Source organism: Streptococcus parasanguinis, assembly GCF_032163505.1.
Taxonomy (GTDB): Bacteria; Bacillota; Bacilli; order Lactobacillales; family Streptococcaceae; genus Streptococcus; species Streptococcus parasanguinis_V.
Map to the genome: position 1 here is coordinate 1,572,057 of NZ_CP134147.1, position 24,155 is coordinate 1,596,211.

Sequence of the window (24,155 nt, forward strand, 5' to 3'; positions counted from 1 at the left end):
ATCAAAAGAAGGCCTTTCCTCAAAGAAAAGACCTGTATTTATGTCTAAATTTATCAAATGTAATCTCTAGCTTATTCTTCGTCAAACAAGCCATTTAGACCAGCGAAAGGACTGTTTTCTTCTTTCTTAATCGCTTGAGCGGCTTGGTATTCTTCTTCGGATAGGATTTTCCAATCATTGCCTTCGATAAAACCTTGTCCAGCCTCTTCTTCTGGAGTGAGAACCTTGAGGGGAATATTGAGCAGGATATTATCCGCTACACTCTCACTCAGGTCAATCTTCCCACCTTCGATTGGAAGGATCAAGTCTTCCTCTAGGGCCTCGATATCTGCGTCAGACTGTACATCCTCCGCAAACACTTCTGTTACAGGATAGCTTTCTTGAAGCTCGACAGGCTCCATGCTTCGGCTAGAGGCCAAAACGATGGTATAGCTCAACTGGTAATCCAAGACATAGAGGCCTGTATCATAGGCTACTCGTCCTGTTGCTGTCACATTCTTTAAATCAAGAATTTCTGGATTACGCTTTTGCAATTCTTTGAGCAAATCCAACTCTTGATCAAAGGCTAGTCCTTCAGGATTTTTACGGATTTCTTGTGTAAATAGGTTCATTCTTTTGTCCTCAAATCTTCTAGATACTACTAGTATATCATGAAGCTGCCCCTCAACCAAGAAGTCTCCTCAAAAATTTGTTATAATCATGAAAAAAGATACAGTAACTAGGCCAATTGGTGTTGTACACAAGGTCCCACCATCTCTTGGACAAAAGAGGGTCACTGGCTAGGGCATTGTTAGATAGAGGAGAATTCATGAAAGAAATCGGAGCTGTTTTTCGGCAAATACGTGAAAGTCGCCACATCTCTCTAGAGGAGGCTACGGGTGGCGAATTTTCGCGCTCCATGCTATCTCGATTTGAAAGAGGAGAAAATGACCTGACGACGCAACGGTTTTTTCAGGCTTTGCAACAGATCAAAACCAGCCTCAGTGAGTTTTCTCATCTAGCAGGAATCGATCAGCACTCCTTTATCCCCAAATTGTTGAAAGAGCACTATGAAAACATGAGCTTGGAACACGATCAAGCCTTGTACCAAAGCTACCAGCAAGCCTATCAGAAATATCAGAAAAAAGAAGACTTCTTAGCCAGCATTATTCTCAAGGCCAAAATACTTGGCTTCTATCCTGAGGTAGAGTTGGCTGCTAGCCAAGAGGAACTAGATTTCCTCTATGACTACCTCTTCTCTGTCATGGTCTGGGGAAATTTTGAGTTAAGCCTATTTTCACTGACCTCTCCTCTTTTCTCTAGTCAGCTCTATCGACAATACACAGAGGAGTTGGTCCAACGGGAGGATTTCAAGCTTCTCCTAGATTCCTCTCGTCCTGCCATCAATTCTATTTTCCTTAATGGCTTTTTTCTCGCCATTAGTTCAAATGAATTTGAAGATGCATCTTTTTTTGACCACCTAATTAACGACCACTTTTACTCTGAGAACGAAGCCTACCTTCGGACGGTTTATCTCTACGCCAAAGGAGAATTTCTCTATCGAAAGGGAGAAAAAGAAATCGGTCTTGAAAAGATGGAACAGGCCATCCAGGTTCTCTCTATTCTGGATTGTAAGGACAGTGCCAACTACTACAAACAGGGCCTGCAAGAACTGATCAATAAATCCTAAAAACTCACAGATCTACTCTGTGAGTTTTTGTTGAAAATATGCAACATTAATTTTTTCTTGCTTTTTAGGTTTACAATAGGACTATCAAGTAAAGAAAGAAGGTTTTTCCCATGATGACCAAACTAAAAAACCACTTCCTCCGCTTTCTTCTCTCACATACCAGCGTTTATCTGAAGGATCAGGAACTTCTTCTCTCTGATGATGAGAAACTAGACCTCTTCAAACAGATCGTTCGATCTATCAAACAAGTCCTAGCAACTGATCACGTGAAGGAGGAAGGCTTATGAAACTCTTAGCTCGTAATAATATTTTTGCCTTACTCAGCCTTTCTCGCTTTTTAAATACCCTTGGTGCTGCCATCTACAATCTGGTCTTTGTGGTCTTTGCTGCCAGCATGCCTCAGCCTAGTCTGGCAGTTGGCATTGCCAATCTAATTGTATTTATTCCTAGCCTCTTTACCATTTTTGTTGGTATGAAGGCTGACCGCACGAAGAAAAAAGCTAACTGGTTGATCCGCATTGGCTATCTTCAAGCCATCCTCTTCATCCTTATTGCTCTCATGACCAAGATTCCGGGTTACCTAGCCTTTTCGATTGTTTGCTTTTTAAACATTGTTTCAGATTGTTTGAGCGATTATCGCGGAGGCTTGCAACTCCCTATCATGAAAAAGAACATCCCCGACGAGGATTTGATGGAGGCCTATTCCTTCAACCAATTACTTAGTATGGTCTGCTCGATTTCTGGACAAGCTCTAGGAGTTTGGCTACTAGCCATCAGCCATCAAAATTTCGCCCTGGTCGCTTCGATCAATGCATTGACTTTTCTCCTGTCTTCTACCTGTCTCCTGATGAGAAAAAAGCAGCTGACACATGATCCCGTCATTGAGCCCCAAAGTAAGAATTCTTTGGTACACGAATGCCAAGAGATGTACCAGAACGCTAAAAGTATTTTTGCAGATGAGGAGGTCCACCACTTTGGCAAGTTGCTCTTCTCATTGGTTCTTATCAATGCCCTAGGGGGATCCATCTCTGGTATCTACAATTTGCAACTGCTTCACTCCCCCTTCTTTCAGTTGAGTTTTAGCCAATCCCTCTTGATTTTAGAGGTAGTGACTATTTTAAGCATGGTCTGGGCTAGCTTGACACCCCATGACTATTTTTCCAAGCAATCTCTCCATCATATCCTCCTGTGGATCGCAGGTGGGCTGACCATGCTTGGGCTCACAAATATCCTGGTACGCTGGGACATTCTTTCCCTTCTACTCATCACATTCCTTGGTTATCTTGTTGCAAAAATCAACCCAAAAGTTTCCAGTCTTTTAATGAGTAAATTACCCGCTGAAAAATTAGCTTCTACCTCTAGCTTTTTGGGACTGATGGTCAGCTTTGCCATGCCACTTGGGACAGCTCTCTTTTCTAGTCTAGCTATCTGGAGCCTTCCCCTAGCTTGGGGGGCCTTTGCCATCCTTGGTTTCACTACCCTCCTCTTAACAACCAAATAAAAAATCCACCGTTTGGTGGATTTTTTTTACATTTTTCTTAGGCGAGCCACCCGCTCAGCAATGGGTGGGTGGGTATAAAAGAGTTTTTGCAATCCGGATTCTTTTTTTGGATCGTTGATAAAAAGAGCACTGCTCGCATCATCGACATGTCGTTGCATGGGTTCGCTATTGTCTAGTTTTAACAAAGCATTGATCATCCCTTGAGGATTCCGTGTCAATTCGACACTTGAAGCGTCTGCTAGGAACTCCCGTTGACGAGAAATGGCTAACTGGACCAGGGTCGCTGCTAATGGCGCTAAAACGATGGCAAGCAAGGAAAGGATCAGAATAATAATTTCTAAACCACCGCTACCTTCTCGATCATCGTCCCGGCTACGGCCACCGCCCCACCACATCATCCGGCCACCAATGCTAGAAAGCATGGTGATGGCACTGGCAAGGGCCACTGCAATCGTAGAGATGCGAATATCGTAATTGCGAATGTGGCTGACTTCATGTCCGATGACTCCCTCCAATTCCTCACGGTTCATCACAGCTAGAAGACCTGTCGTTGCTGCAACAGCAGCATTTTGAGGATTGGACCCTGTCGCAAATGCATTCATAGAAGGATCATCTACAATATAGACCCGAGGCATGGGGATCTGGGCTACCATAGCCATATCTTGTACAATATGGTAGAGTTGAGGGGCTTGCTCTTCCGTTACCTCACGCGCCCCATTCATCCGCATGACAACTTCGGTGGATTGAAAAACCATGCTAAAGGCATAGATTCCACCAATAATCAAAGCTAGGATGACGCCACCAAGGGAGGAGCCTAACCAGAGGTAACCAACGGCTGCTCCGATAAGAGCTAAGAGTATGAAAAAAGCAATAAGGAGAATCCAGGTTCTCCTTTTATTGCTTGCAATTTGGTCAAAGAGCATATTAGTCTCCTAATCCGCTAAAGTCCACCTTTGGTACTGCTTTTTCTTCTTCAGGCACTTGAAGAAATTCAGCTTGTCTGAAGCCGAACATTCCAGCAATCACGTTTGTTGGGAAAGTTTCCAACTTGACATTGTAATTGCTTGTGACACTATTGTACAATTGACGAGCATAAGAAATTTTGTTTTCTGTGTTGGTCAATTCTTCTTGCAATTGCATGAAGTTGGTGTTGGCTTTCAAGTCTGGGTAATTTTCAGCCACCGCAAAGATGCCTGCTACTTGGCGTGAAAGAGCATCACTGGCTGCCATTGCTTCTGCAGGTGAAGAAGCTTGCGCTACTTGTTGGCGAAGTTGAGTCACTTTTGCTAGTGTATCTCCTTCGTACTTGGCATAGCCTTTAACGGTTTCGATCAAGTTTGGAATCAAGTCATTCCGACGTTTCAATTGCACATCAATTTGACTCCATGCTTCACGAGTTTGCATGCGGCTTTTCACCAAACCGTTGTAAACTCCTACTACAATCAACACAAGGACCACAATGATCCCAAGAATAATCCAAATCATTTTATTGAATTCCTTTCATTTCTTTCTACCAGTATATCAAATTTCCCTTATTTTGTGGTAAAATAAAAGCATGAAACCAGAAGAATTTTATGTCCGTTTAGCCGATCTCGGCTTCCCATTAACTGATCGCCAAAAAGAGCAATACGAACGGTATTTTGAGCTCCTCGTGGAATGGAATGAAAAGATTAATCTCACCGCCATCACCGAAAAAGACGAAGTCTATATCAAGCATTTTTATGATTCGATCGCACCCATTTTACAGGGCCTGATCGAAAACCAACCCATCCGTCTCCTGGATATCGGAGCTGGCGCTGGCTTTCCCAGCCTACCCATGAAGATCCTTTTCCCTGAGCTGGATGTGACCATCATTGATTCCCTTAATAAGCGGATCAATTTTCTCCACTTGCTGGCTGAAGAGTTGGGCTTAAATGGGGTTCATTTCTACCATGGACGAGCTGAAGACTTTGCACAAGACAAGGCCTTTCGTGCCCAATTTGATATCGTAACTGCCCGCGCTGTTGCCCGCATGCAGGTCCTCTCTGAACTGACTATCCCTTATCTGAAAGTAGGAGGACGGCTTCTTGCTCTCAAGGCCAGCAATGCTCCAGAAGAGTTGGAAGAAGCCAAAAATGCCCTCAACCTGCTATTTAGCAAGGTTGAAGACAATCTACAGTATGAATTGCCAAACGGGGATCCACGCTATATCACTCTTGTAGAAAAGAAAAAAGAAACCCCCAATAAATACCCAAGAAAAGCAGGTATGCCCAATAAGCGGCCATTGTAGTAAGATACAAAGGGCTACGCGGATAAAGTCAAATAAGAGGCTGGGACAAAAGTCCTAGCCTCTCAATTATTTTTGGATTGTCGAGCAATACGCAGTGCTTGAGTGGGCTCTACTACGCTGATTTCATCAGCTTTTACAGCCCTACTCAACTGTGCGGAGGTGGGACGACGAAATCGAATTCTAACGAATTACCGATTTCTGTCCCACTCTCTTTTTTATTTTTGTTTCAATTCTGTTCGTAGGGCTTCTTGTTGCTCTTTTGTCAGATGAACGCCCTTACTTGCAACAATCTGGCTAGAGACTTTGTTGGCAAATCTTAAGGCTTGCGTCATATCTAAGCCTTCTAAACGAGCGGATATGAAGGCTCCTACATGGCTATCTCCAGCGCCTACTGTATCGACAACTTCTGTTGGAAAACCGTCTGCCTCATACCAGTGGCCATCATAGGCAACCGCTCCTTTTTCACCCAAGGTGACAATGACTAATTGCCCCGTTCTCTGATACAAGTATTCGATGGCTGGCTGGATCTCTCTGCACCCTGAAAAAGCCAGTGCTTCAGCCTCATTAACATGGAGAATCGGATGCAGATCATAAATTGCTTCCAGTCGATCCTTTGGAATCAAGAGTCCGCGTGGCCCAGGTGCGAAAATCACCTGGCCTTCTAGTTGCGAAACAGACTGGACCAATGCAAGACCGGTTGGCTCCTCGACTTCAAGGCCACATAAGTAGATGTAATCAAACCGATCTGTCTCAATCTCTTTTAGCCACTCTGCTTGGAAGCTATACTCCACTCCGTGGTCCGATAAGAAGGTCCGCTCACCATCAGACTCTACAAAGCAGTAACAGCAACCATTGGCCCCTTCTAATGAGATGCTAGAGGAAATCCCTAATTGTTTCAATTCTCTCCGAATAAAATCACCATATATTCCAGAACCGACTGGCGAGACAAACTGGTAGGGTTGCGACAAAAAATGAAGGATATTAACGACATTAAAGGCACAACCTCCCACAGACCATTGCTGGTGATCAATATGGGCATCTCCTTCACGACTTGGCAAACGATCCAAGTAAATCATCACATCACAAACTGTAGAACCAATAACTAACGCAGCTGTCATCTTTTTCTCCTTACTTTGCCTTCTATTATACCAGAGGAAAGATAAAAAACAACCAACCCCTTGTGGAGTGGTTGCTTCTCTTTTTAATCACGGTAAACGGGTTGAGGGCCAAAGGTTTGGGAAACCGGCATGATTTCAATCCGATTGACATTGACATGCTTGGGCTGTTGGATCAACCAAGCTACGGTGTTGGCAATGTCTTCCGGCTGAATGGCATGGGCACCTCGATAGAGGGCCTCTACCCGTTTTTCGTCTCCTTTAAAGCGAATAGAAGAGAACTCTGTCCCTTCGCAAAGACCAGGTTCAATATTGCTGACACGAATCTTCTTGCCAGCTAGATCCGCCCGAAGATTGAGGGAGAATTGCTTGACAAAAGCCTTGGATGCCCCGTAAACATTGGCCCCTGGATAAGGCACAGTCCCTGCTGTAGAGCCCAAATTGATAATATAGCCATCATTTCGTTCCACCATCTGGGGCAAGATTTTCCTTGTCAGATAGGTCAGGCCGACAATATTGGTCTGAATCATGGTCAGCCAGTCTGCAATCTCTGCTTCATAAGCTGGGGCGAGGCCTAGAGCTAAGCCAGCATTATTGACCAAAACATCCACTCTCTCCCAAGCTTTTGGCAAACTGGCAAGTGCATGATCTACCTGAGAAAGATCCGTCACATCCATTTGCAGGGGATAAAAGGCTTCTCCCAGCTCTTCTTGAAGGGCATGTAATTTATCGATGCGTCTAGCTGATCCGATCACACGATATCCATCTGCTACTAAACGACGGCAAATCGCTTGACCAAAACCAGCTGAAGCTCCTGTTACTAAAATCGTTTCTGACATGTCATTACCTCCATGGATTGTAAAAACGTCCTTGATTGAGAAAGATCCATCAGGTTCTGTCTCGACTTAGAATCTAGATGAAACAATCCTATCTTGCAAAATTACTTCTTGTATTGGAAGGAAAAATCCTTCAGTTCAATCATTGCTTCTTTCATTTAGTTTGCCTTTCCCCAAAAGAGCGCAAATTGGATGGCTAACTCCGCGATTCGATCCTTGCTATCTAAATCCTCATGACTAGATAAGGTTCGGATATCCCATTTTTCTTCCGAGAGGTGGTCTGCTGCATAGAAGAAATGGCAGAGCTCAAAGCCCCTATAAGCTGCTAAGGCTGCCACTGCCGAACATTCCATATCCACACAGATGGCTCCTGCTTCCTTTCGTCGCTTCATCTTGTCGATGGTTTCCCGGTAGGGTGCATCTGTCGTCCACACTTTTCCTGACTGATAAGAAACCTTGTGACTGTCCAGAAAGGCTTGGAAGAGAGGGAGGGTTTTCTTGTTTACTTCCACTTCATCATTAGCCGGAAGATAGTGGTAACTGGTCCCCTCGTCGCGAAGAGCAGCCGTTGGAATGATGATGGAGGTTGCTTCGATATCACGGTCTAAAACCCCACAGGTTCCAAAGAGCACCAGTTTTTCCATCCCAAATTGAATCAGGTCCTCTATAATCCCCACACAGGAAGCAGCCCCAACTGGTGCATTAAAGGCACCAATCTGTTGGTCTCCAATAGTGATCCCATAGACCAGGACTTCAAAATTGGCCATGGAGGTTCTTGCAATGACCTCATGTTCATAATTTTCAAGGAGGCGAGCAAAAGTTACTCTTGAAAAGCAAGAAATGACTACTTTGGGAAATCCTTCAATTGGTTGGTGTAAGTCTTGTGGATTGATAATCGCCTGTCGATTGGCATCAAATTCTTCTAACAGCATTTCGTGCACCTCTTTCATTCTACTTCTAGGCCCCTATTATACCATAATTAGCCTAGTCATTGGTTTTTGATCAAAGGAAGGAGTATAAAAAAGAACTGCTCCCAGACGTTAGATTTTTAGGATCAAACGTCGAAGGGACAGTTCACTGCGATATTTTTTACTTGTTTTCCAACTGCGCTAATTCTAGCAACCGTTCTTTGGACAATTTTTTGATTTCAATTTGACTAGCATCTAGCAGCTGGTATTCATCTGGCTCTAGCGCTTCTATAAGGTTCTTCAGAGCAAGAGACCCAATTGGATGGTAATTCTCTGGCTTATCCGGATCTCCATCGATCGCAACCAATAGAACTCGCCAATCAATGATACCTGCTAAGCCCACAATTTCTACATATTCTGCAGGAACATGTGGCACGCTTGGCAAGACCGTATCCGTATCTTCTGTCAAGCTATAGCTGGCTAAGAAGGCTCCTGTCTCCTTCTGTTGATAAAAACGGACTTGACTGAAATAAGCTGCACTATATTGAATCTTCTTGATAAAGGTAGAGTAGGCTTCTAGTGGATGGACATGGTTCAAGACTTCCTGCACTGTATCCCGATCCAAATAGACTGGATGAGCGAAGCCTTGTACTTCAAACTCTTTTAGATCTTTTTCTTTCGTCACATTACCCAGCGTTTCTAGGATAACGACTTCATAATCAAAATGGAAAATAGAATCTGGAGTATAGCTCACGCCGTCGCTGGCCACAATCTCCGTTCCTAATACTTCTCCTAGGCGACTGATCCATCGAAGGGCCAACTGCCAATCTTCTTCTATCGCAAAAGAGGGCACCTGAATCTGATAAGACTCTTCCTCATCAAAATAGCGTAACTGCAGAGGAAGACCGCTCTTACCAAATACGATACAGTTCAAGCCTTCAAAATCATTTAAGGGACGATGAAGGGTGGCAGGATCATAGTTGTAGGTTGTCAACCCTTCCACCAATTTAAGAACTTCCTGTGCTGCGAGTACTTTCTGATAGCCAAATAAGCTCTTTTTATTTTTGATTGAAAACACGATACTCATTTGTTTTCTCCTTTGTGAAATCGCTTACCTAAAGTATAGCACAATTTTCAATCAATTTCCATATAAAAACAGCCTGAGCTTTCAGACTGTTTGTTTCCATTATGCAGGTGCTCCATCAAGCGTCTCACCGATAAGGGCCAAACGCTCACGAACTTCTGCTTGTGACAAGTTGTGTTCTTCTACATAGCGATTGCGAGGGTGAACCCGGCACTCATGCGAACATCCGCGAAGATACTTGTCTTCATTTTCTTCTGAAGTCAAGATGCGACGGTTACAGAAAGGATTTCCACAGTTGACATAGCGTTCACATGGTGTTCCATCAAACCAGTCTTTTCCGACAACGCTTGGATCGACATGGTTGACGTCGACTGCAATCCGCTCGTCAAAGACATACATTTTCCCATCCCATAGTTCTCCTTGAACTTCTGGGTCTTTCCCGTAGGTGGCGATTCCGCCGTGCAATTGACCAACATCTTTGTAGCCTTCACGTACCATCCAACCTGAGAATTTCTCACAACGGACTCCACCTGTACAGTAAACAACGACACGTTTATCCATGAATTTTTCTTTGTTATCACGGACCCATTGTGGTAATTCACGGAAGTTGCGAATGTCTGGACGGATAGCCCCACGGAAGTGTCCAAGGTCGTACTCATAGTCATTACGAGTATCAAGGACCACTGTATCTTCATCCAGGAGGGCTTCTTTAAATTCTTTTGGTGACAAGTAAACACCTGTTGTTTCAAGAGGATTGATGTCGTTGTCAAAGTTATCATCCTCTAAACCAAGGTGAACGATTTCCTTTTTGTAGCGAACGAACATCTTCTTGAAGGCTTGCTCACTTTCTTCGTCAATCTTGAACCAGAGGTCTTCCATACCTGGAAGGCTGTGAACGTAGTCCATGTATTTTTGCGTTGTTTCGTAGTCACCAGAAACGGTTCCGTTGATCCCTTCGTCAGCCACTAGGATACGACCTTTGAGGCCGATTGATTTACAGAAAGCCAAGTGGTCTGCAGCAAATTGTTCCGCGTTTTCGATGGGAACATATTTATAGTAAAGTAAAACTCGAATATCTTTTGACATTTGCTTCTCTTTTCTAAGATTAAATTATCAGAAATTTTCATTCAACTATACCAGTATACTCTCCCAAGAAAGCGAATGCAATTTATTTGACCGAAAAATAAAAGCCTGGGATACCAGACTTTTACACGATGAAACCAAGTTACTCTTCTTTTTCCAATTGATCCAGATAGGCTTCATAGCGTCTTTTCTCAACTTTTGCAAGAAGCATTACAAGGGTATTCACTCCCCATACAATCGGAAGATTCAGGAGAAATGTGATAGGAAGCACCAGCAAAAATTTTGAATGGAAGGGATTGGACTGATAGACAGCTTGGTTTAATTGAAAATTTTGGGCCCAGATGAACAAGGAGAGAATAAAGGTTACTGCTACAATTCCTGTCGCATTTAGATAGCTATAACTGATAAATTTCACACCCAATCGTTGACAACGAACAGAGTAATACAATCCTGAGACGATGAGTAAGGCTACCACCATGATTGGACTGAGCCCCACCTTAGATGTAAAAATGGATCCCACACTAAAAACAGTTAAGGCAAGGCAAAGAAAACCAGCCGTCTCAGCACCAGCCTTATTAGCTAAGCCTTCTTCTCGTTCATCTATGATTTGTTTGTTCAGCAATTGTAATCTCATCTCTTCCTCCTTATTCTTCATCCTCTAACTCTGCCTCAATCTTCTCTTGTTTTTTCCGATTGATAATAGCAAGTGGTTTTTCAAGCAGATCTGTCAGGAGGGCAAAGACGAGAATTTCTAATAAAATTTTGACCAGATACTTGGGACTGAGCATAAAGCTCGTTACTTCTCGCTTTCCAATCACATCCATAGCTGTCACAAGCACAGCAAAGAATAGACCTGATCCTAGGCGACTCAACCAGCTATCTTTTTCTAACATATCTCGAACATCAATCCCTGAACTGATCCTTCTCACAAAGGCATAGCCTCCCATGGCAATCAGAAGGAACATCTCAGGGAGATAAGCGACGAGGTCTAAGTCCAGGATACTGGATTTCACAAAGGCGGATAGGGCAATAAAGCAGGTCATGCCAAGGACAAGTTCTCCTGCGATTTTTCCATCAAGTAGCATGGTCCGTTCATCTTTTACAATTGGTTCTTTCTTTTGTTTCATATGTTTCCTCTTTCTATTATTAAAACTGTTACTCCCAGAACAGTTGATCCAGCGTCTTATCCAAGGTCTTACAGATGGCAAGGCAGAGACTGAGGGTTGGGTTATACTTTCCCGCCTCAATCAGACCGATGGTCTGGCGCGTCACCCCGATGGCATCTGCAAGATCCCCCTGGGTCATATCATGCTCGACCCGGGCCATTTTTAATTTGAGATTTTTCGCCACAGGCTTTTCCTTTCTTGTTTTTATAACTCTATTATACACTATATTTTCTATTTTGCAATATATATTTTGCATTTTGTAAGAAATATTTTTTGCAATCAAAAAAGCCTGGTTTCCCAGGCTTTCTTAGTTTCCTCTTCTTTTTGTTAGAAATGGCTGTAGGATATATGATAGTCCCCATCCTAATCCAGCACCCAATATGACCGTGAGGACAAACCAAGTGATGGTCGCTAGATCTGGTGATACCATCACCCGATTGACATAGTCTATCGATTTACCACGATCCAGTAACGACATGCGGTAACTGGCTGGATAGAACCACATCATAAGAATGGGCCCTGTCGTCGCAAAGGCAAAAATAACAAAAGACAAGGCATTTCGTAAATTCGAGCGAAAACGACCACTTGAGGCGACCATCTCCGCAAAACTTCCGGCTATCAAGGCTGGAATAAAGGCCCCTGCACCATGACGCGAAAAGAGGAAGAAGGATCCGATCACGCAGCCAACTATAAAGATAGATCCAACTCCTTTTATTTTTTCTAGATAATAGCGGTAGATCGTCCCGCCAAACAGGGCTGAAAAGGCAGGAGCATAAAACATATTTCCTTGATGATCGACCAGATTTCCAACTAAGACCCCCAGTCCAATCGCAAGAAAATAGAGGAAAATGAAGGCTCCAACTTGTTTTATTTGATTCACATTTATTCTATTCATTGGATACTGATCCTAACGGTGGCTAATTTTCTTCGAAAGGAAGTCCCCGATAAATTGGACCAGAACGATCAGAATCAGGATCAATAAGGTCGCCACAAAGATGACATCATTGTTAAACATGTTTTTCCCGTAGTTGATGGCCAAGGTTCCTAATCCTCCAGCACCAACGGCACCTGCCATGGCGGTTTCTCCAATCAAGGAAATGATGGTTACCGTTGTTACACGGATCAAATCAGGAAGCCCTTCACGAAGGTAGACACCAACAATATCCCAGAAGGTTGCCCCACTTGCTTGTGCTGCTTCAATCACGCCTCCATCCAACTCGGACAAGACTACTTGGACTTGGCGGGCAAAGAATGGAAAGACAGCCAAAGACAGCGGAACAAGGGCTGCTGTAGGACCAATGGTATTTTTCAAGAGCAAGTAGGTCAAGGGATTAATAAAGGCCAACAAGATAATGAAAGGAATGGCGCGGAACAAGGAAGTAATCTTATCCAAAATTTGGAAAACGATTCTATTTTCGATGACACCACCTGGACGGGTCAAGACTAACAAAAGTCCTGTCACCAAACCTAAAAATCCACCAATAATGAAGGAAATAACGGTCATGTAAAGAGTCAAGTAAATAGCGGTTCCCCATCCATACTGGCCAGACCACCCTAATTTATAGACATTTGGTAAATATGTTTGAATTAACTGGATCATGCTTTTCTCCCATCTTTCACAATAGTCACGGAAACTCCTGCATTTTCTAACTCAGCTTTGGCCGTTTCCAGATTTTGAGTCTCACCTGATAAGATGACCACCAATTCTCCGACAGGAGTGTGATCAAGGATCTCGATGTTCCCAAATAAAATGTTGGCAGATACTTGGTACTGCTTGTAAATATCATTGATGATGGCTGTATCTGTCACAGAACCTGCATACTTGAGATGCGCCAAAATCGAATCATCAGGCAAGTTCTTCACAATCGCTTGTTGATTGATTTTCACCATGGCTTCATCGATTCCTGTTGCAACGGTGATAAAGTCTTGCGTCAAAGCATTTTTCGGATTCGAGAAGATATCTAAAACAGACCCTTCTTCAATCAGTTCGCCATTTTGCATGACAGCTACCCGGTTGGCAATATCTTTGACAATTTGCATCTCATGGGTGATCAAGACAATGGTTAAACCAAGTTTCTTGTTCAATTCTTGCAACAGAGCTAGAATTTGTTTGGTCGTCTTTGGATCCAAGGCTGAAGTTGACTCATCTGAGATCAAAATCTTTGGATCATTGGCAAGGGCACGCGCAATCGCTACCCGTTGCTTTTGACCACCAGACAATTGGGCTGGGTAATTTTCTGCACGGTCAGCTAGACCAACTAGATCCAACAATTTCGCCACTTTTTCATTCTTTTGTTCTTTATTTAAATTTGAATGTTTAAGAGCGAAGGCTACATTTTCTGCGACGGTCATTTGAGCCATCAAGTTGAAGTGTTGGAAGATCATCCCGATATCCCGACGTTTCTCTCGAAGAGCAGCCGGTTTTAAGGTCACCCGATCTTGGTAAATCACATCCCCATCCACAGTGATGGTTCCGGCACTTGGAACTTGTAAGAGATTGATCACCCGAACCAAGGTCGATTTCCCGGCTCCGGAATACCCTACAATCCCATAGATATCGCCTTCATTAATATGAATGGTCACATCTTTGACGGCTTGGATCTGACGTTTCTTTTGCTGGAAGGTCACATCAATGTGGTCCAGCTGAATCATTGCTTTACTCATAACTTGCTATTAACTCCTTTATCAATTCAATATGGGTGTAATAATCGGCGATTTTCACATTTTCGTCGCCCCCATGATCACGGCTATTGGCATTGCCAATTCCAAAGGCTGCCATCGGCACCTGCAAAGCCTCAAATACCGTATGCATGGGTCCGGTCCCCGCTGTTGTTGGAAGAACAGAAACTCCTTCTCTATAGAAATCTTTGGCCAGCCGTATGACATTTAAAATCGATGGGGCACTCATATCACTTCGGTAACTCATTTCACCGAGAGTATAGACCAATTCGACCTGATCATAGCCATTTTTCTTCAATTGTTGCTTGATCTTTTCTAAGACATTCTTGGGATCTAGACCTGGAACCAAGCGCACCTCCATCTTGGCACGCGCCTCTGCCGGAAGAATCGTTTTAACACCTTGTCCTTGGTAACCAGAGCCAAAACCTTCAATATTCAGGGCTGGTTCAAAATAGAAACGACGCAGGAATTCTTTTCGGTCTTCCTTCAAGATTGGAAGGGTTAGACCATAGGTTTCCGCTACATCTTCTGGTCCTTTGTTGGCATATTGCTCGATCAAAGCTAGCTCGCGTTCATTGGGTTCTTGGATCTGATCATAAATCCCATCCACCAAAATTCGACCTTCTTTGTCACGAAGACTGGCGATAGCATTTAACAAATACCAAGAAGCAGAGTCTACCACACCGCCATAGCTGGAATGGATATCCACTTCTGCACTCTTCACCACCATATCAAAGGTGACGATCCCTTTGCTACCACCGGAAATTTCCAACTGACCCTGATTATTTCGGGTACCTTGTTCCCACACTAAGAGGTCTGCCCCACGCAAGTGTTTCTTGTGTTTGGCCAAGTATTTATCCAAGTCAGTCGATGCAGACTCCTCTGCCCCTTCGATGATAAAGGTGATATTGACTGGCAAATCGCCACTTTCACGAATGTATTTTCGAAGAGCTGTGAGACGAGCCGTGATATGCCCCTTGTCATCATCAACCCCTCGACCGTACATGTTTCCATAATGAACCGATAAGGTAAAAGGGTCTCCCGTCCAAGGTTGGTCCCCATCAGCTGGTACCGTATCATAGTGGTTATAAAAAATGATGGTTTTGGCTTCAGGATTTGGCGAGAAAAATTTGGCAATCACAAAAGGGGCTGTATAGCTATCATCAACTTCGACTTTGGCTCCTGCAGCTGTAAAAATTTCCCCCAAATAGTTGGCCACTTCCTTGAGACCAATTTGTTGGGCAAAGATGGATTTTTTTGAAATCAAGGTTCGCAACACTTCAAAATAGTGTTGTGCGACCTCATCATTTTCAAATTTACGGATTTGTTCCGCTTCTGTTGCAAAAGGCATGCATTCCTCCTAATACACGATAAGAGGTAGAGAATTGCTTCTCCACCTCCTTCATACACTTGAGATCAAATCTTAGAAGACTGGTTGGTCCATTCCTTCTGAAGATTCTTCGATCACTTTCTTCACATTGTCTTTGTGATAGGCTTTGATGATTTCTTTGATTGCTTTTGCTTTATCAGATTTTTCCCAATCTTTCTTAGCAGCGATCACGTTGTACCATTGTTTTGAGTTGTTGTCTTTCTTTTCAACATAGATAGCTTTTTTGAAATCAACGCCAGCTTCACGAACGAAGGTATTGTTGATGACTGCAGCATCTACTGATGGAAGAGCAGATGGTGTTTGTGAAGCATCCAATTCAGAAATCTTCAAATCTTTTGGATTTTCTTTGATGTTTGACACGTTTGCCAATTGACCATCTTTGGTATCCAATTTAATCAAACCAGCTGATTGCAAGACATACAAGGCACGGCTTTCATTTGTTGGGTCATTTGGTACAGCGATTGTTCCACCTTTAGGAATTTCTTTAATTGAAGTGTATTTGTTTTTACCGTTTTCTGTACCAGAGTAAAGACGGATTGGAGCGATGTAAGTATCTGCTACTGCAACAAGGGCATTGTCGTTTTTAGAGTTCCAGTTATCAAGGAAGTTGTAGTGTTGGAAAGCATTGATATCCACGCTACCATCTTTTACAGCCACGTTTGGTTGTGAGTAATCTGTAAATTGAGTGAATTCCAATTTGATTCCTGTTTTAGCGTCATCCAAGTTCTTTTGAACTTGATCCCAACGAGCTTTTTCAGTGTCGCTCAAAGTCATAACACCCACTTTTACAGTTGTTTCACCATCTTTGCTAGATGATTTTGAAGAACCACATGCTGCAAGAGCAAATGTTGCAATAGCTGCAAGAGCTGTTAAACCAAGAATTTTTTTCAATTTCATTTTGAAGTCTCCTTTAATTAAATATTATTCTTTAATATCTTTTGCTTCTGGTAGATAAACTCCACCAAAGTATTTTTTAGACAGTTTTTCAAGGGTTCCATTGTCATAGAGTTCCTTGATACGTTTGTTGACAAATTTTTGAAGATCTTTATCTTCTTTTGCAATAATTGGATACACATAAGGTTGTTGGTCGCTTGGAAGTTCGATAACTTTCAAGTTGTCATAGCCTTGATCACGAATGATGGTATCTACTGAGATCCGTTCGAAGATCTTGTAATCTGTACGACCATCCGCTAGATTAGCCATGATGGTTTGAATGGTTCCATCTGTGTATTGCAAGTCAGTTGGATTATCTGAATGTTTTTTATTGTAATCTTCTAATTGTTTAGCAGTAGATGTTCCTTGAACAACTTCTGTTTTCTTGCCACCAATGTCATCCAAAGATTTAATAGAAGAATCTTTTGGTACGACCAATACTAATGGATTACGAGCATATGGATTTGGATAGAGGTATTTTTCTTCCCGCTCTTTTGAGTAGCTAATGTTGTTGGCACCGATTTGGAAACGGTCACTATCTAAGCCAGCGAAGACTGAAGACCACTCTGTTTTGTTAAAGTTTACTTCATATTTGTCTGAACCTTTGAAGATTTCACGCAAAACTTCGATTTCATAACCGGTTAGCTTGCCGTCTTTTTCTTCGTAAGAGAATGGTTTGGTTGTTCCAACAGTACCAACTTCAATGGTTTTCTTACCACTGGCTGATTTACCAGATGAACATGCTACTAAAGTACTGGTTGCAAGGACTGCAACTAATCCTAAAGCAGAATACTTAATCACTTTTTTTAGATTCATAGGATCTCCTTATTCGTTTCAGGCACATAAAACGCCATTTTAAAAGTATTTTTTAATTTTATCAAAAAAGCATTTACTTGCCCAATATATATTTTTTATGGAGGTGATAGTTTTTCTTTATCACACTTCTTTGGCTTTAAAATACCGCAATAAAGCTTGCGCATTTTCAACATAATAGGGAACCGAAACCTCAAAGGCTGCATCATCGATGGTCATGTGATCATGATGGAGGTCTGGCGCATCCGGCTCTCCATTCGAACCAATAAAGGCAAAGACTCCAGGAATTCGCTCTTGGTAAAAGGCGAAGTCTTCTCCAGCTGTAGAAGGATTTGCTGGAATCACTTCAGCCAAGCCTTGTGAAGCTTCCCAAACCACTTTCGTCAATTCCTCATCATTAAAGGTAACGGGCGGTGTCACACCCCACTCAAAAGCCACATCTACTTCCAGACTTTCTGCAATGTGTCGAATGATGGAAATAAAATGTTCCTTCAACTCTCTTTGCACACTCGGATTAAAGGAGCGAATCGTTCCTTCAAAATAGCCTGATTTTGGGAGTACATTCCAGGTTGAACCCACATCTAGATGCGTAATCGATAAAACAGCTGTTTCAAAGGGAGAAATGGTCCGTGAAATTAATAATTGTACATTCTGAACCATGGTTGTGACGGCTGTTACCGTATCAACTCCCAAATCCGGTCTCGCAGCATGGCTACTAACCCCTGTTACAGTGACCTTAAATTTCTCTACCCCTGCCATCATAGCTCCAGCATTCAAAGCAAGTTGTCCTGCTTTTAGCTGAGGCATATTATGAAAACCAATAATTCCTTGAACATCCTCCAACAGTCCTGTTGCTAGAACATCAGAAGCACCTTCTGAAATTTCTTCTGCCGGTTGAAAGATCAAGCGTATTGTTCCTTCCAGCTGGTCTTCCTTTTCCTTGAGAAGAGCTGCTGCTCCTAGAAGACTGGTTTGATGAAAATCGTGACCACAAGCATGCATGACACCCGGATGTTGACTTTGGTAGGGAAGATTCGTTTGTTCCAAAATCGGAAGGGCGTCGATATCTGCACGTAGCGCCACCACTGGTTGGCCGGACCCAATTTCTGCAATCAGACCAGTTTTTAACCCACTCTCTAAAATACGAATCCCCAACTCTTCCAAACGTTCCCTTAGAAAGGCGGTTGTCTGGTATTCTTGACCAGACAATTCAGGGTGTTGGTGGATATAGTGGCGAATCTCTGCTAACTCTTCATAAGAAAAAGACACAAGCCTTCATCTCCTTTCAAACTTAAAATTATTCTATCACTAATAGGTGTTTCCGTCTAATTCCTGTTTCTTGGGTTTTGATATAGTTTCAAACTATAGATAAAAACACTCCTAGATTCACGTTCTAGGAGTGCCAACTTCCGCATTAAGAAAGATTTCCCTCGAATTTTTCCATAAAGCTATCACTATTATAGGCTTTTTCCACTTCCCATTTGCCATCTTTCTTAACAAAGGTCAACTGGTAGTCGTACCGATCCGGCGTCGTCAAGGGACGATCTGCAAGAGAAGCCATCATTTCCTCTCTATAGGCTTTGTTTTGAGCCTGATTGGCCTCAATGATACTCGAATAATCTTTCCGATGTTCTTGATAGAAGGTCTGCATGTGGTTTAAGATCGTCTTTTCCATGCTGACAGTCTCAGGATTTAGACTAATGACCACCTTGTCCGGGAGATATTGTTTAACCTTATAGGTTAATTTAGCGCGCTTTGCATTTTCCTTTTCATAAGCATCGATAAACTGGGTCACTTCTTCTTCTGGGAATTGGTAATCATGCAATTGACGGGTAAAATCAGCTGCAAATTTTGCACGGAAATCACTGGCTTCCTTTTTCAAATCAGTTCCCAAAACAAAAGCATCATCCTTTTTGACCTTTCGTTGGCCACTAAAGTAAACTTGATTGATGTATTCATCAGCTAGAAGGGTGGAAGCTTCCACCTTGTCCTCATATTGAGAAGAATCCACCGCAAATTTTAGAGGCTTCGTTTTTTTATCAGAGCTATAGGTTTTTCGTTCATACTGCACTTCGTATTTTTTGCCTTTTTCGACTGGAAAGACGATATAGCCGGTTAATTTTTTATCCTGGGCCAACTGATCACTCTTAAGCAATTGGAAGGCTTCCGTTTGGTCATAAATTCCTGACTGCAATTTGACCTTGTTATTCTCCGCATCGTAAATGGTGATATCTGAATCTGACACGTTGATAGATTCTTTGGAAACATTCTTAAATTCTAATTGAAGGGCCAAATAAGTGCCGTCTTCTGAGTCATTGAGGACAGGCGGTTTAATGTATTGCCCTCCTTTTAGGCTCAGCTCTACTTGACCGTCAGATGCCGAGCTTTTCGCTGCTTTTTCTGTCTTTGCTTGCTGCGAATTTGTTTTTTGAGCAGTGGTGCCACAAGCTACTAGACTCAAAGTCGCCACAGCAAATAGGGTCCATTTAACAATCTTTTTCATCCTTATCTCCTTAGAAAAGTTTTGTTCTATTTTAACATCTTTTTCTATCTATGTATACGCTATATAGTGATAACTCTTCCTCAAAGGACAAGGATCACAAAAAGGCCAAGACCTTCGTCTCAACCTTTTAACTGAAAAATAATTGATCTTGGTTTTACAAGATTCCTTTTTCTTTTTGAATCATGAGATCCTTAAGGGAAATCAAGAGGACCGCAAAGAGGATCATAGCCATTCCTATAAAATCAATGGCAAAGAAATGCTCATTCATAATGGCAAAGGCAAAAAATACAGCTGAAATAGGCTCAATAGCTGCAAGAAGGCTACCTTTGACCGGTCCAATCAGAGTTGTCCCTTTCAAAAAGACCGTATAGGCAAATATGGTCCCAATCACCACTAAGCCAACTAAGCCCATTAGATTATCCATGCTATATTGGCCATGAAAAAGTCTTCTTCCCGTGAAGGGAATCATCACAAGCCCTGGAATGAGCATACCGATACCAATCACCAACATACTCCCCCATTTTTGAATTAACTGAATAGGTAGAATGATGTAGAGGGCATAGGCAAAGGCAGAAATAAGTCCCCAAGCTAGCCCCTTAGGAGTGATTGCCAATTGATTGAGTTGACCATGGGTTGCAATGAGAAAGGTCCCTGCAATGGCTAAGATCATCGAAAAGATTTCAGATACTGTCGGAGCTACTCGGTCCTTAACACAAGAATAGGCCAAAACTCCAATAGGACAGAGATATTGCAAAACAGTTGCAGTACCTGCATTAGTCGCATCAATCGCTTCTAAATAAGTCAATTGGGTCATTAACAATCCCAAAAATGCAAATAAAAGCAAGGGGATGTATGACGAGCGGTCTGTTAGAAAGGCCTTTACTTTTTCCTGGTCCGCTAGATATGCAAGAAGCAGTAGTACAGCTCCTGAAAACACTAAACGAATTGTTGTCAAACCAATTGCTGTAAATCCATGAGCCATCAGGTACTGGCCGCAAGCTCCTGATAAACCCCAAGCGATCCCAGCAATCAAGGTCATGAGCGTCCCCTTCATCGTCTTTGACATAGTCCCCTCCCAAATCTGTTCCTTACTTTTATTGTATCACAAAAGGCCGAAACGAAACGTTTCAGCCTTGCTTTATTTCATATAAATTTATTCGCTTATTCAGGTTGAACCAAGATCTTGATTTGGGATTTATCTTGTGTTAATTCAACAAATCCTTCTTCAACGATATTTTCCAATTTGATTTTCTTAGTAACCAATTTTTCAGCAGAGAAGTAGCCTTGTTCCATCAATTCCAAGACTTTAGGGAAGATGTGACGGTAGGCAATAATTCCTTTGAGAGATTTTTCTTGGATGGCGAATTCATTTGGATTGATGCTGGCTTCACGTTCCCAAATCGATACAACCATACATTCCCCAGCTTTATGAACAGCTGCAAGGGCTTGGCCTAAAACAACTGGAACCCCCGTAACTTCATAAGAAACATCTGCTCCCCCACCGGTTAAACGATGGATGGCTTCGACGATTGTTTCTCCTTCTTCTGGGCGCACAACGATTGCTCCCAATTCTTCTGCTTTGGCTTGGCGTTCAGGAGACAATTCAACCGCATAGATTTTTGATGCTCCTGCTGCACGAAGGGCTTCAACGATCAAAAGACCAATTGGACCCAAGCCAAAGATAACAGCTGTATCTCCAGTTTTCAATGCAGATTGACGAACTGCATACACAGCAACCGCAGCAGGTTCTGTAAGAGCTGCTTGTTCATAGCTCAAGCTATCTGGAATCACATGAACCAAATCCCCATCAAGGACACAATATTTGGCAAAACCACCATCTGCAGCGAGGCCGACAAAGTTCAAGTTTGGATCAAGGTTATAATCACCAATCAAATTGTGCTCTGCAAGAATTGGTTCGATAGTGACACGATCCCCAACTTTGACACGAGTCACATCACTTCCGACTTCTACAATTTCACCAGAGAATTCATGTCCCAAAGTAACCGGTGCTTTTTGACCAGAATACACATGTTCTTCAGTTGGGATGAAGATCGGTCCATCCAAATATTCATGCAAGTCCGTCCCACAGATCCCTGTGAACTTAACTGCCACTTTTACTTGATGTGGTTGTACTTCAGGTACTTCCACTTCTTCGATACGAACGTCTTTTGCTGCATGCCAGCGAGCTGCTTTCATAGTAGCCATAGGATAATCTCCTTTATATTTCCATGATTTGCATTTTCCTTTTCAGGAAACTCAACAAATCTATTGTAAGCCTTTTCACAAACTTTGTCAAGAAAAAACTGAAGATGAAAAAAGAGCCGCCCTTGAACTGCACCCTAAAAGTTAGACAGAAAAATCTAATTTTTGGGGTGCTTTTATTATGAAATTAACTTTTGAAGATAAAGTTCAAATATATGAATCAAGAAAGCAAGGAGAGAGTTTTAGGCGACTTTCAAATCAATTTGGGATAAAGATTTCTAATCTTCAGTACATGATTAAATTGATTGATCGTTATGGAATAGAAATCGTAAAAAAAGGAAAGAATTGTTACTATTCTCCTGAACTAAAACGAGAAATCATTGATAAAGTCTTACTTGAAGGTCGTTCACAAAGAAGTGTAAGCCTTGATTATGCTCTCCCAAACCAAGGAATGCTTCCAAATTGGCTGGCACAATACAAGAAAAATGGGTATACTATTGTTGAGAAAACAAGAGGAAGGATACCTAAAATGGGACGTAAGCCAAAGAAGAAACCTGAAGAGATGACTGAGTTAGAGCGTCTTCAAGCAGAAAATGAATACCTGAGAGCGGAGAATGCTGTTCTAAAAAAGTTGAGAGAACTCCGATTGAAGGAGGAAAAAGAGAAAGAAGAAAGACAGAAATTGTTCAAGAATTAATCACTGAGTTTTCGTTAGATATTCTTCTAAAGGCCGTTAAACTTGCTCGTTCGACCTACTATTATCATTTGAAACAGCTAGACAAACCAGATAAGGATCAAGGGCTTAAAGCTGAAATCCAATCTATTTTTACTGAACACAAGGGAAATTATGGTTATCGTCGGATACATTTAGAATTAAGAAATCGTGGCTTTTTGGTCAATCATAAGAGGGTTCAGCGGTTGATGAATGTCCTCAATTTACAAGCTAGAATCCGGCAGAAGCGAAAGTATTCTTCTCACAAAGGAGATATTGGTAAGAAAGCCGACAACCTTATTCAACGCCAGTTTGAAGCTTCAAAACCAATGGAAAAGTGCTACACAGATGTGACAGAATTTGCCATTCCAGCAAGCACTCAAAAACTCTACTTATCACCAGTATTAGATGGTTTTAACAGTGAAATCGTCGCTTATAATCTTTCGACGTCGCCAAATTTAGAACAAGTGAAAGCTATGTTATACCAGGCCTTTACTGAGAATCATTACACAAATACAATTCTCCATAGTGATCAAGGATGGCAGTATCAACACCAGTATTATCATCGTTTTTTAGAGGATAAAGGAATTCAACCGTCCATGTCACGTAAGGGTAACAGCCCAGACAACGGCATGATGGAATCCTTCTTTGGCATTCTTAAGTCCGAAATGTTTTATGGGTATGAGAAGACGTTTCAGTCACTTGAGCAATTAGAACAAGCTATTGTAGACTACATTGATTATTACAACAATAAACGAATTAAGGTCAAACTAAAAGGACTCAGTCCTGTGCAATACAGAACTAAATCCTTTGTGTAAATTCATTGTCTAACTTTTTGGGGTCAATACACCTTTGACTGCTCCTTTTTATTTCTTCTTGATCCGAGAAGATTCCAATCTCCACCCAACAATCCAACCAAGGACTAGGAGATAATTTTCAAGCGCACCGATCCCATTGACCGGCAGATGATAGTGAAAATAACTGAAGAGATGATTAGTACCGATCCCAAGCCCACCTAGGATCAAAGCCAATAGAACCGTTCGAAGATAAAACCAATCGTATTTGAGATTGACAGCAATCAGGATCACAAGGACCGCCACATTCCAAATCCCAATCTCCCGTTGCCAACCGACAGAAATACCATATCCCGAATGACTTCCCATATAGGATGGAAAGAATAGCTGGAAGATAATCGCTCCAGTCATGGCGATGATAACCAGGACAAATAAGACTCTTAAAAATTTGTTCATGTAACTCCTCCTAATGCCAGTTGATATGTAATGGTCTTTCCT

The 24,155-nt window shown here is 42.2% G+C and carries 27 protein-coding genes; 5 read left to right on the forward strand and 22 right to left on the reverse strand.

All coding sequences use genetic code 11. The annotated features are described in order from the left end of the window. Positions 1-71: 71 nt before the first annotated feature. Positions 72-611 (reverse strand): YceD family protein, encoded by a 540-nt coding sequence (locus RIN70_RS07920; RefSeq protein ID WP_003005275.1) that lies wholly within the window; start codon positions 609-611, stop codon positions 72-74. Positions 612-808: 197 nt separating this feature from the next. Between RIN70_RS07920 and RIN70_RS07925 the strand changes: the two genes are divergently transcribed. From RIN70_RS07925 to RIN70_RS07935, 3 genes are all read left to right on the forward strand, one after another. Next, positions 809-1,669: a helix-turn-helix domain-containing protein gene (locus tag RIN70_RS07925; protein ID WP_272143952.1), complete on the forward strand. Its 861-nt coding sequence runs from the start codon at positions 809-811 to the stop codon at positions 1,667-1,669. 110 nt (positions 1,670-1,779) lie between these two features. Next, positions 1,780-1,956: a hypothetical protein gene (locus tag RIN70_RS07930; RefSeq protein ID WP_162837396.1), complete on the forward strand. Its 177-nt coding sequence runs from the start codon at positions 1,780-1,782 to the stop codon at positions 1,954-1,956. Next, a complete protein-coding gene (locus RIN70_RS07935; RefSeq protein WP_272143956.1) occupies positions 1,953-3,170 on the forward strand; it encodes an MFS transporter in 1,218 nt (405 codons plus the stop codon). Before RIN70_RS07930 ends, RIN70_RS07935 begins: the two co-directional genes overlap by 4 nt. Positions 3,171-3,196: 26 nt before the next feature. Here the strand turns inward: RIN70_RS07935 and htpX are convergent, their stop codons facing one another. Then, positions 3,197-4,093 carry a zinc metalloprotease HtpX gene (htpX, locus tag RIN70_RS07940; RefSeq protein ID WP_023918930.1) on the reverse strand — a complete coding sequence of 299 codons (897 nt, stop codon included), beginning with the start codon at positions 4,091-4,093 and terminating at the stop codon, positions 3,197-3,199. 1 nt (position 4,094) lies between these two features. Then, the gene (locus tag RIN70_RS07945; RefSeq protein ID WP_023918932.1) at positions 4,095-4,655 is read right to left on the reverse strand and encodes a LemA family protein; all 561 of its coding nucleotides are present in this window, start codon (positions 4,653-4,655) and stop codon (positions 4,095-4,097) included. Positions 4,656-4,725: 70 nt separating this feature from the next. Here RIN70_RS07945 and rsmG point away from each other — a divergent pair, with 70 nt between their 5' ends. Further along, a complete protein-coding gene (gene rsmG, locus RIN70_RS07950; protein ID WP_195623388.1) occupies positions 4,726-5,439 on the forward strand; it encodes a 16S rRNA (guanine(527)-N(7))-methyltransferase RsmG in 714 nt (237 codons plus the stop codon). Between the two features lie 215 nt (positions 5,440-5,654). On the opposite strand, the gene RIN70_RS07955 is transcribed toward rsmG, so the two are convergent. The 18 genes from RIN70_RS07955 to RIN70_RS08040 all read right to left on the reverse strand — a co-directional run bounded on the left by RIN70_RS07955 (position 5,655) and on the right by RIN70_RS08040 (position 22,154). Then, complete coding sequence (locus RIN70_RS07955) at positions 5,655-6,557, reverse strand: carbohydrate kinase family protein (protein ID WP_195623387.1); 903 nt, start codon at positions 6,555-6,557, stop codon at positions 5,655-5,657. 83 nt (positions 6,558-6,640) lie between these two features. After that, complete coding sequence (locus tag RIN70_RS07960; RefSeq protein WP_045759779.1) at positions 6,641-7,393, reverse strand: SDR family oxidoreductase; 753 nt, start codon at positions 7,391-7,393, stop codon at positions 6,641-6,643. Between the two features lie 155 nt (positions 7,394-7,548). After that, complete coding sequence (locus tag RIN70_RS07965; protein ID WP_195623386.1) at positions 7,549-8,322, reverse strand: nucleoside phosphorylase; 774 nt, start codon at positions 8,320-8,322, stop codon at positions 7,549-7,551. 157 nt (positions 8,323-8,479) lie between these two features. Further along, a complete protein-coding gene (locus tag RIN70_RS07970) occupies positions 8,480-9,385 on the reverse strand; it encodes a DUF4299 family protein (protein WP_125826875.1) in 906 nt (301 codons plus the stop codon). 99 nt (positions 9,386-9,484) lie between these two features. Continuing rightward, positions 9,485-10,468 carry an oxygen-dependent tRNA uridine(34) hydroxylase TrhO gene (gene trhO, locus RIN70_RS07975; protein ID WP_195623385.1) on the reverse strand — a complete coding sequence of 328 codons (984 nt, stop codon included), beginning with the start codon at positions 10,466-10,468 and terminating at the stop codon, positions 9,485-9,487. 139 nt (positions 10,469-10,607) lie between these two features. Then, positions 10,608-11,099: a DUF6773 family protein gene (locus tag RIN70_RS07980; protein WP_125826873.1), complete on the reverse strand. Its 492-nt coding sequence runs from the start codon at positions 11,097-11,099 to the stop codon at positions 10,608-10,610. 10 nt (positions 11,100-11,109) lie between these two features. Further along, the gene (locus tag RIN70_RS07985) at positions 11,110-11,592 is read right to left on the reverse strand and encodes a DUF6773 family protein (RefSeq protein WP_125826872.1); all 483 of its coding nucleotides are present in this window, start codon (positions 11,590-11,592) and stop codon (positions 11,110-11,112) included. Positions 11,593-11,620: 28 nt separating this feature from the next. Further along, on the reverse strand, positions 11,621-11,815 hold the full coding sequence (locus RIN70_RS07990; protein WP_003005328.1) for a helix-turn-helix transcriptional regulator: 195 nt from the start codon (positions 11,813-11,815) through the stop codon (positions 11,621-11,623). Between the two features lie 123 nt (positions 11,816-11,938). Beyond that, positions 11,939-12,526, reverse strand: a complete 588-nt coding sequence (locus tag RIN70_RS07995; protein ID WP_272143966.1) for an MptD family putative ECF transporter S component — start codon at positions 12,524-12,526, stop codon at positions 11,939-11,941. A 12-nt stretch (positions 12,527-12,538) separates the two neighbouring features. After that, a complete protein-coding gene (locus tag RIN70_RS08000) occupies positions 12,539-13,231 on the reverse strand; it encodes a methionine ABC transporter permease (RefSeq protein ID WP_003008487.1) in 693 nt (230 codons plus the stop codon). Beyond that, positions 13,228-14,295 carry a methionine ABC transporter ATP-binding protein gene (locus tag RIN70_RS08005; RefSeq protein WP_049506011.1) on the reverse strand — a complete coding sequence of 356 codons (1,068 nt, stop codon included), beginning with the start codon at positions 14,293-14,295 and terminating at the stop codon, positions 13,228-13,230. Before RIN70_RS08005 ends, RIN70_RS08000 begins: the two co-directional genes overlap by 4 nt. Continuing rightward, a complete protein-coding gene (locus RIN70_RS08010; protein WP_195623383.1) occupies positions 14,288-15,661 on the reverse strand; it encodes a M20/M25/M40 family metallo-hydrolase in 1,374 nt (457 codons plus the stop codon). The genes RIN70_RS08005 and RIN70_RS08010 overlap by 8 nt, the downstream gene beginning before the upstream one ends. Positions 15,662-15,733: 72 nt before the next feature. Then, positions 15,734-16,597 (reverse strand): MetQ/NlpA family ABC transporter substrate-binding protein, encoded by an 864-nt coding sequence (locus tag RIN70_RS08015; protein ID WP_023918949.1) that lies wholly within the window; start codon positions 16,595-16,597, stop codon positions 15,734-15,736. 24 nt (positions 16,598-16,621) lie between these two features. Further along, complete coding sequence (locus RIN70_RS08020) at positions 16,622-17,449, reverse strand: amino acid ABC transporter substrate-binding protein (RefSeq protein ID WP_195623382.1); 828 nt, start codon at positions 17,447-17,449, stop codon at positions 16,622-16,624. Between the two features lie 120 nt (positions 17,450-17,569). Then, on the reverse strand, positions 17,570-18,715 hold the full coding sequence (locus tag RIN70_RS08025; RefSeq protein WP_195623381.1) for an amidohydrolase: 1,146 nt from the start codon (positions 18,713-18,715) through the stop codon (positions 17,570-17,572). A gap of 145 nt (positions 18,716-18,860) precedes the next feature. Beyond that, positions 18,861-19,949 (reverse strand): DUF4352 domain-containing protein, encoded by a 1,089-nt coding sequence (locus tag RIN70_RS08030; protein WP_272143971.1) that lies wholly within the window; start codon positions 19,947-19,949, stop codon positions 18,861-18,863. 154 nt (positions 19,950-20,103) lie between these two features. Further along, a complete protein-coding gene (locus RIN70_RS08035) occupies positions 20,104-21,015 on the reverse strand; it encodes a DMT family transporter (RefSeq protein WP_045759792.1) in 912 nt (303 codons plus the stop codon). Positions 21,016-21,110: 95 nt separating this feature from the next. Further along, entirely contained in the window at positions 21,111-22,154 is a 1,044-nt protein-coding gene (locus RIN70_RS08040; RefSeq protein ID WP_021153756.1) for a 2,3-butanediol dehydrogenase, read from the reverse strand. A gap of 178 nt (positions 22,155-22,332) precedes the next feature. Here RIN70_RS08040 and RIN70_RS08045 point away from each other — a divergent pair. Continuing rightward, a protein-coding gene (locus tag RIN70_RS08045; protein ID WP_313790518.1) for an IS3 family transposase occupies positions 22,333-23,681 on the forward strand; the annotation gives its coding sequence in 2 pieces (ribosomal slippage) (positions 22,333-22,774 and positions 22,774-23,681; 1,350 coding nt in all). A gap of 48 nt (positions 23,682-23,729) precedes the next feature. Here the strand turns inward: RIN70_RS08045 and RIN70_RS08050 are convergent. Further along, the gene (locus tag RIN70_RS08050; protein ID WP_003005450.1) at positions 23,730-24,113 is read right to left on the reverse strand and encodes a hypothetical protein; all 384 of its coding nucleotides are present in this window, start codon (positions 24,111-24,113) and stop codon (positions 23,730-23,732) included. Positions 24,114-24,155 lie beyond the last annotated feature (42 nt).